This is a genomic window from Mesorhizobium sp. M7A.F.Ca.CA.002.05.1.1 (assembly GCF_003998335.1).
Classification (GTDB): domain Bacteria; phylum Pseudomonadota; class Alphaproteobacteria; order Rhizobiales; family Rhizobiaceae; genus Mesorhizobium.
The window spans coordinates 1-5866 of sequence record NZ_RZQI01000341.1 but is presented as its reverse complement, the minus strand read 5'-3'; the positions used below and the strand labels follow the sequence as shown (position 1 = coordinate 5866).

The window sequence follows — 5866 nt, the reverse complement described above, 5'->3', positions numbered from 1 at the left end:
CGGGCGCCCGCCGATCCGAAGCCGCTGCCGGCCGTCGCCAAGGGCGCGATCGCCTTCGACAATGTCTCCTTCTCCTACCCGGCAAGGCCGGACCGTGCCGCCGTGCATGGCTTGAGCTTTCAGGTCATGCCGGGCGAGACGGTGGCGATCGTCGGGCCGTCAGGGGCCGGCAAGAGCACGGTGTTTTCGCTGATCCTACGCTTCTACGATCCCGAAACAGGCAAGATCCTGATCGATGGCGTCGATGTGCGCGAGGCCGATCCCGTTTCGATCCGCCAGCGCATCGCGATCGTGCCGCAGGACGTCACCATTTTCGCGGCAAGCGCGCGTGACAATATTGGGTTCGGCCGGCCGGGAGCCAGCAAGGCCGAAATCGAGACGGCGGCGAAGGATGCACTTGCCGATGAATTCATCCTCAAGCTCGAGAACGGGTATGACAGCCAGGTCGGTGAGCGCGGCGTGACGCTGTCAGGCGGCCAGCGCCAGCGGGTTGCGATCGCCCGCGCCATCCTGCGCGACGCCCCGATCCTGCTGCTCGACGAGGCCACCTCCGCCCTCGACGCCGAAAGCGAGACGCTGGTGCAGACGGCGCTGGAACGGCTGATGCAGGGCCGCACCACGATCGTCATCGCCCACCGCCTGGCAACGGTGCTGAAGGCCGACAGGATCCTGGTCATGGATGGCGGCTCGATCGTCGAGGAAGGCACGCATCAAAGCCTTGTCGCCAAGGGCGGCATCTATGCGCGGCTGGCCAAGCTGCAGTTCGAAACCGGAGCCAGTGCTTTCAGGGGCGCGGCTGAGTAGGCAGAAACATCTGCCGCTGTGCCGGCAGCCGCTATACGGCTCCGTATCGCTGCTTCAGATGGTTCACGAAATAAGTGGCGTTGAGCTTTTCGCCGGTGGCGCGTTCGAGCAGGTCCGGCGTCGACCAGCGTGATCCCTGCGACCAGATTTTTTCGCGGCGCCAGTCGTTGATCGCCTCGAAATTGCCTTTGGCGAGATCCTCGTCGGCGGCAGGATGATCCCGCGTCAGCGCCGCCCATTGCTGCGCCGCCATCATCGCGCCCAGCGTGTAGGATGGGAAATAGCCAAAGGCCGCACCCGGCCAGTGCACGTCCTGCATCGGTCCGTCGGCGGGGTTGTCGATGGTGGAGAGGCCGAGATAGTCACGCATCTTGGCGTCCCAGGCTTCGGGCAGATCAGCCACCTCCAGCCGACCCGCGACGAGTTCCTGCTCCAGTTCGTAGCGCAGGATGACATGCAGGGGATAGGTCACCTCGTCGGCATCGACACGGATCAGGCCGCGCTCGACGCGATGCACATGCGGCAGGATGTCGTCGAGCGACCAGGCTTCGCCGAGATGCTTTTCGACCACCGGCAGCGCCCAGCGCCAGAAGGCCGGGTTGCGGCCGAGCTGCTTCTCGACGAACAGGCTCTGGCTTTCATGCACGGCCATGCCGCGCGCCTTGCCGAGCGGCCAGTGCGACCATGCCTTCGGCAGGTTCTGCTCGTAGAGCGCATGGCCGGTCTCGTGCAGTACGCCCATCAGCGCCGACAGGAAGTCTGTAGTCTTGTAGCGGGTGGTGATGCGCACGTCGCTCGGCACGCCGCCGCAGAAAGGGTGGTGCGACACCGACAGCGACCCGTGTGTCAGGTCGAAGCCGACCGCCGCCATCATGGCAAGGCCGAGCTCGCGCTGCCGGTCGATCGCATAGGTGCCTGAGAGCGGCTTCAGCGGGCGCTTGCGCAGCCGTGCGTCCTGGATAGCCAGCGCCTCCGGCACAAAACCTTTCAGGAAAGCCTTCAGGTCGGCGAACACTGGCGTGATGTCGGCGGTGCGGTTGCCGGGGTCGTACTGCTCCATCAGCGCGTCATAGGGGGCGAGGCCGAGCACATCGGCACGCAGCGCCGCTTCCTCGCGCACCAGCGCCACGACGCCCTCCAGCGCCGGCTGGAAGCCCGCCCAGTCGTTCTTGGCGCGCAGGCCGCGCCACAGCTGCTCGCAACGCATGCGCGCGGTCGTCTGGCGTTCGACGAATTCGACCGGCAGGCAGGTCAGGTTGGCGTATTGGCGCCGCAGTTCCGAGACCGCAGTGCGCTGCTCTTCACCCAATGCTTCCTGTTCGGCCGCAGCGATCCAGTCGGCTATCTCCGGCGCCGTTGCCCTGGTGTGATACATGCCGGCCAGTGCCGACATCGCCTCGGCACGCTTCTCGCCACCGCCGACGGCCATGTGGGTGGCCTCATCGGCGCCGAGAATGGCCAGTGCATGCTCGAGCGCTTCGAGCTTGTGGCAGAGGTCATCGAGTTTCTGAAAGGACATGGCGGCTTCCGTGATTGGGGACGGCGCGAAAAGACACCAACACAAATGCGTTGGCAACCCTCGGATGCCGTCGGGCAAATGCACCTTGCGCAGGCGATGCCGCGCATGGAATGCTGCCGGCGACAACGCAAGGGGGACGAAATGATCGGCAACATCCTGGTTGGGCTGGTGGCCTTGATCCATGCCTACATCGTCTATCTGGAGATGGTGCTGTGGGACACGCCGCGCGGACACAAGGCTTTCAACCTGACCCCGGAATTCGCCAGCGCCTCCAAGGTGCTCGCCGCCAATCAGGGGCTCTACAACGGTTTCCTCGCCGCCGGCTTCATCTGGGGGCTTTACCTCGGGGCGGCCGGTTTCCAGGTCAAGGTGTTTTTCCTGCTGTGCGTGGCTGTTGCCGGCCTCTATGGCGCGGCAACGGTTGGCCGCAAAATCCTGTTTATCCAGACCGCGCCGGCGATTGCCGCGCTGATCGCGGTCTGGCTGGGCTGGTAAAAAGGACGCCCGCGGGATGGCTCCCGAAAGCGTCAGGTGATCCCTTCCTCTTGGACCGTTTCGGGCGCTATGGCCTCAGCCGTTCGGGTAGTTGCCGCCGTCGTCGCCGTCGCCCATCAGGAAACCGCTGCCGGTATCGACCCTCAGGCGCTGGTCGACATTGTCGAGCCGGCGCAGCAGGTCATGATATTGCGCGGCCGGTATCCTGCCGTGATCGGACGCGGCGACTTTCTCTGCCGCCTGACCGATGTGGGCCGTGCGCATTTCCAGGCGTTCCGCCACGGCCGGGGTGATGTTGTTGGCCTGTCTTGCGTCCACGATGCCCTGCCGGACGCCCTGCACCTGTGCGATAAGCGCCTCGACACGCGGGCCAGTCATGTCGGTCGGATCGGCCGCGTCGAGAGCGCCCTTGTGATGGCCCGCGGCATAGGCGCCGGCAAGCGGAACGGCGATGAGGAGCGCCGTGAGTGTAGCAGTTCTAAGCGAGGTCTTGAAAGAGCGCATCACGCGTCTCCTCTTGTAGAGGAAGGCGGCGGTTGTCCGCCTGCCTTCCGGCCTTGGGCCGTCCGGTTCCGTCGCGTCGCGATGAGGGGGTTCATCGCCGGCGGTTCTCGGCCCGGGCGGCAAGTTAGGATCGCCCTGCGACAATGTGTAATTAAAAAAAGATAATCTTTTCAGGCCTTGTCGGCCTCTATCTGCGCTCTAGAGTTGAGCCGACGAACAAGTTCGCGTGATTTTGGATCAACGTTCGGTGAGCTTCAGTTCAATACGGCGGTTCTTATTTTGCGCCTCTTCGGTGTCGGCGGGGTCGAGCGGCTGGAACTCACCGAAACCGGCGGCTACGAGCCGGTTGGCAGGCACGCCGTTTTCGATCAGGAATTTCACCACCGATGTCGAACGCGCCGTCGACAGCTCCCAATTGTCGCGGTAGCGGCCGGCGCCGGAGAGCGGCTTATTGTCAGTGTGGCCGTCGACGCGCAGCACCCAGTTGATCTCGGGCGGGATTTCCTTCTGCAACTCGATGATGGCGTCGGCGAGCTTCTTCATCTCGACCTTGCCGGCATCGTTGATCACCTCGGAGCCGGTCGGGAACAGCACTTCCGACTGGAAGACGAAGCGGTCGCCGACGATACGGATGTTCTCTCGGTCGGCGAGGATTTCGCGCAAGCGGCCGAAGAAGTCGGAGCGGTAGCGGTTCAACTCCTGCACGCGCTGTGCCAGAGCGACGTTGAGGCGTCGGCCGAGGTCGGCGATCTTGGTGTTGGAATCGCGGTCGCGGATTTCGGAGACGTTGAGCGCATCCTCGAGCGCGCCGATCTGCTTGCGCAGTGCCGCGATCTGCTGGTTGAGGATCTCGACCTGGCTCAGCGCCTGCTGGCTGATCTGGCGTTGGTTGTCGAGTTCGCCGCCCAGCGCCGCGGCGCGCTGGTTGGCGGCGTCGCCGGCACCGGCGCCTTGCGCCAGCAACTGTTGGAGCCGGCTCCTTTCCGCTTGCGCGGCTGACAGCGACGCCTGCAGATTGGCCAGTGAATCATCCTTGTCCTGCGCCGTCGAGCGCTCCAGCGCCAGCAACTGGGTCAGCTCGTTGATTTGCGAGTTGAGGCGCGAGAGTGCCGTATCCTTGCCGGAGATTTCGCGTCCCAGCAGGAACTGCGCCAGCACGAAGACCGTGAGCAGGAACATGATGGCCAAAAGCAGCGTCGACAGCGCGTCGACAAAGCCCGGCCAGTAGTCGATGCGGCGATCGGTGCGCCGGCCCCTGGCGAGTGCCACTTCAGTGCACTCCGGGCTTCTTCAGGGCATCGGCGATCTTTTCCAGCGTGTTGCGCATCGCCTTCTGCTCGTCGGACTGGGCTTCGACCCAGTCGCGCATGATCTGCTGTTCCGAGCGCATGTTCTTGACCAGGCCGGAAATGCCGTCGGCGAGATTGGCCATGGCGGTGGCGACGCGCGGGTTGGAGCCGCCGCCATTCTCCTGCATCGAGCGCAGCCTTTCCGACAGCACCCGGATCTCGTCGGAGGATTCGGTCTTGGCTGGGTCGGCGACGACGATGTCCGACGACAGGTCGGTCACCGAGGACAGCCAGTTTTCCAGTTCGGTGTAGAAGCGTGTCTGGGCGCGACCGGCCTGCAGGTCGAGGAAGCCGAGCACCAGCGAGCCGGAGAGGCCGAACAGCGAGGACGAGAAGGCGGTGCCCATGCCGGCCAGCGGCGCCGAAAGCCCCTGCTTCAGGGAATCGAGCACCGCGGCGGCGTCACCGGTGCCGGGATCGAGCGATTCGATGGTCTCGCGGATCGAACCGATGGTGTTCAACAGTCCCCAGAAAGTGCCGAGCAGGCCGAGGAACACCAGCAGGCCGACGAGATAGCGCGAGGTGTCGCGGCTTTCGTCGAGGCGGGTGGCGATGGAATCGAGCATGGTGCGCATCGAACTGGTCGAGAAGGCCGTCGCCGAGGAGCGGCCGATCATCGCCTTCATCGGCGCCAGAAGCACTGGTTCTGTCGTTTCCGAGCCGGCACGGAAGGAGTTGACCCAGCGCACTTCGCGAAACAGTCGCCCGACCTGGGCGAAGGCCAAAAGGATGCCGACCACCAGCACGCCGACGATCAGGCCATTGAGGCCGGGATTGCTGCCAAAAGCGGTTGAGATCTGTCGGGTGAGGATGGCGGCGATGAAGGCGACGATGACCAGGAAGATCACCATGGTCAGCAGAAAGACCTGCGGGCTCGATAATTTATGCGGGTCGTAGATCAGGACATCAGAACGTCTGCCCATGCCGAAGGATCTGAGAAAAGCCATCCGTGCCCCGTTTCCGATGCCGCCGCCGATCACGTAAACCGCGACTCTAAACGGAATTGTGACCAAATTGAATGGCGCTTGGCAATATTGCCGCGTCGAGAATGTCAGAGGCGATTGATGACCAGACAGTCGACCATGGCGGCCAGATGCAGGCCGGCGCCGGTGACGACGAAACCGTGCCACAGCGCGTTGTGGAAGCGCAGCCCCTTCCAGGCGAAGAAGATGACGCCGCAGGAGTAGACGATGTC

At 64.2% G+C, this 5866-nt stretch carries 6 protein-coding genes and 1 pseudogene; 2 read left to right on the top strand and 5 right to left on the bottom strand.

The window, feature by feature from the left end; all coding sequences use genetic code 11:
• Window positions 1-804 (top strand): ABC transporter ATP-binding protein (locus EN939_RS18020; RefSeq protein ID WP_127269094.1); only part of this gene is annotated, 804 nt, incomplete at its 5' end.
• A gap of 31 nt (window positions 805-835) precedes the next feature.
• On the opposite strand, the gene EN939_RS18015 is transcribed toward EN939_RS18020, so the two are convergent.
• Complete coding sequence (locus EN939_RS18015; protein WP_127269093.1) at window positions 836-2323, bottom strand: carboxypeptidase M32; 1488 nt, start codon at window positions 2321-2323, stop codon at window positions 836-838.
• 141 nt (window positions 2324-2464) lie between these two features.
• Here EN939_RS18015 and EN939_RS18010 point away from each other — a divergent pair, with 141 nt between their 5' ends.
• Entirely contained in the window at window positions 2465-2818 is a 354-nt protein-coding gene (locus EN939_RS18010; RefSeq protein WP_127269092.1) for a DUF1304 domain-containing protein, read from the top strand.
• A 75-nt stretch (window positions 2819-2893) separates the two neighbouring features.
• Here EN939_RS18010 and EN939_RS18005 read toward each other — a convergent pair whose 3' ends face one another.
• From EN939_RS18005 to EN939_RS39135, 4 genes and pseudogenes are all read right to left on the bottom strand, one after another.
• Complete coding sequence (locus tag EN939_RS18005; RefSeq protein WP_127269091.1) at window positions 2894-3322, bottom strand: hypothetical protein; 429 nt, start codon at window positions 3320-3322, stop codon at window positions 2894-2896.
• Between the two features lie 237 nt (window positions 3323-3559).
• Window positions 3560-4591 (bottom strand): peptidoglycan -binding protein, encoded by a 1032-nt coding sequence (locus EN939_RS18000; protein ID WP_127269090.1) that lies wholly within the window; start codon window positions 4589-4591, stop codon window positions 3560-3562.
• A 1-nt stretch (window position 4592) separates the two neighbouring features.
• Window positions 4593-5618 carry a MotA/TolQ/ExbB proton channel family protein gene (locus tag EN939_RS17995; protein ID WP_027037204.1) on the bottom strand — a complete coding sequence of 342 codons (1026 nt, stop codon included), beginning with the start codon at window positions 5616-5618 and terminating at the stop codon, window positions 4593-4595.
• A 104-nt stretch (window positions 5619-5722) separates the two neighbouring features.
• Window positions 5723-5866, bottom strand: a pseudogene (locus tag EN939_RS39135) (PAQR family membrane homeostasis protein TrhA); the annotation flags it as partial.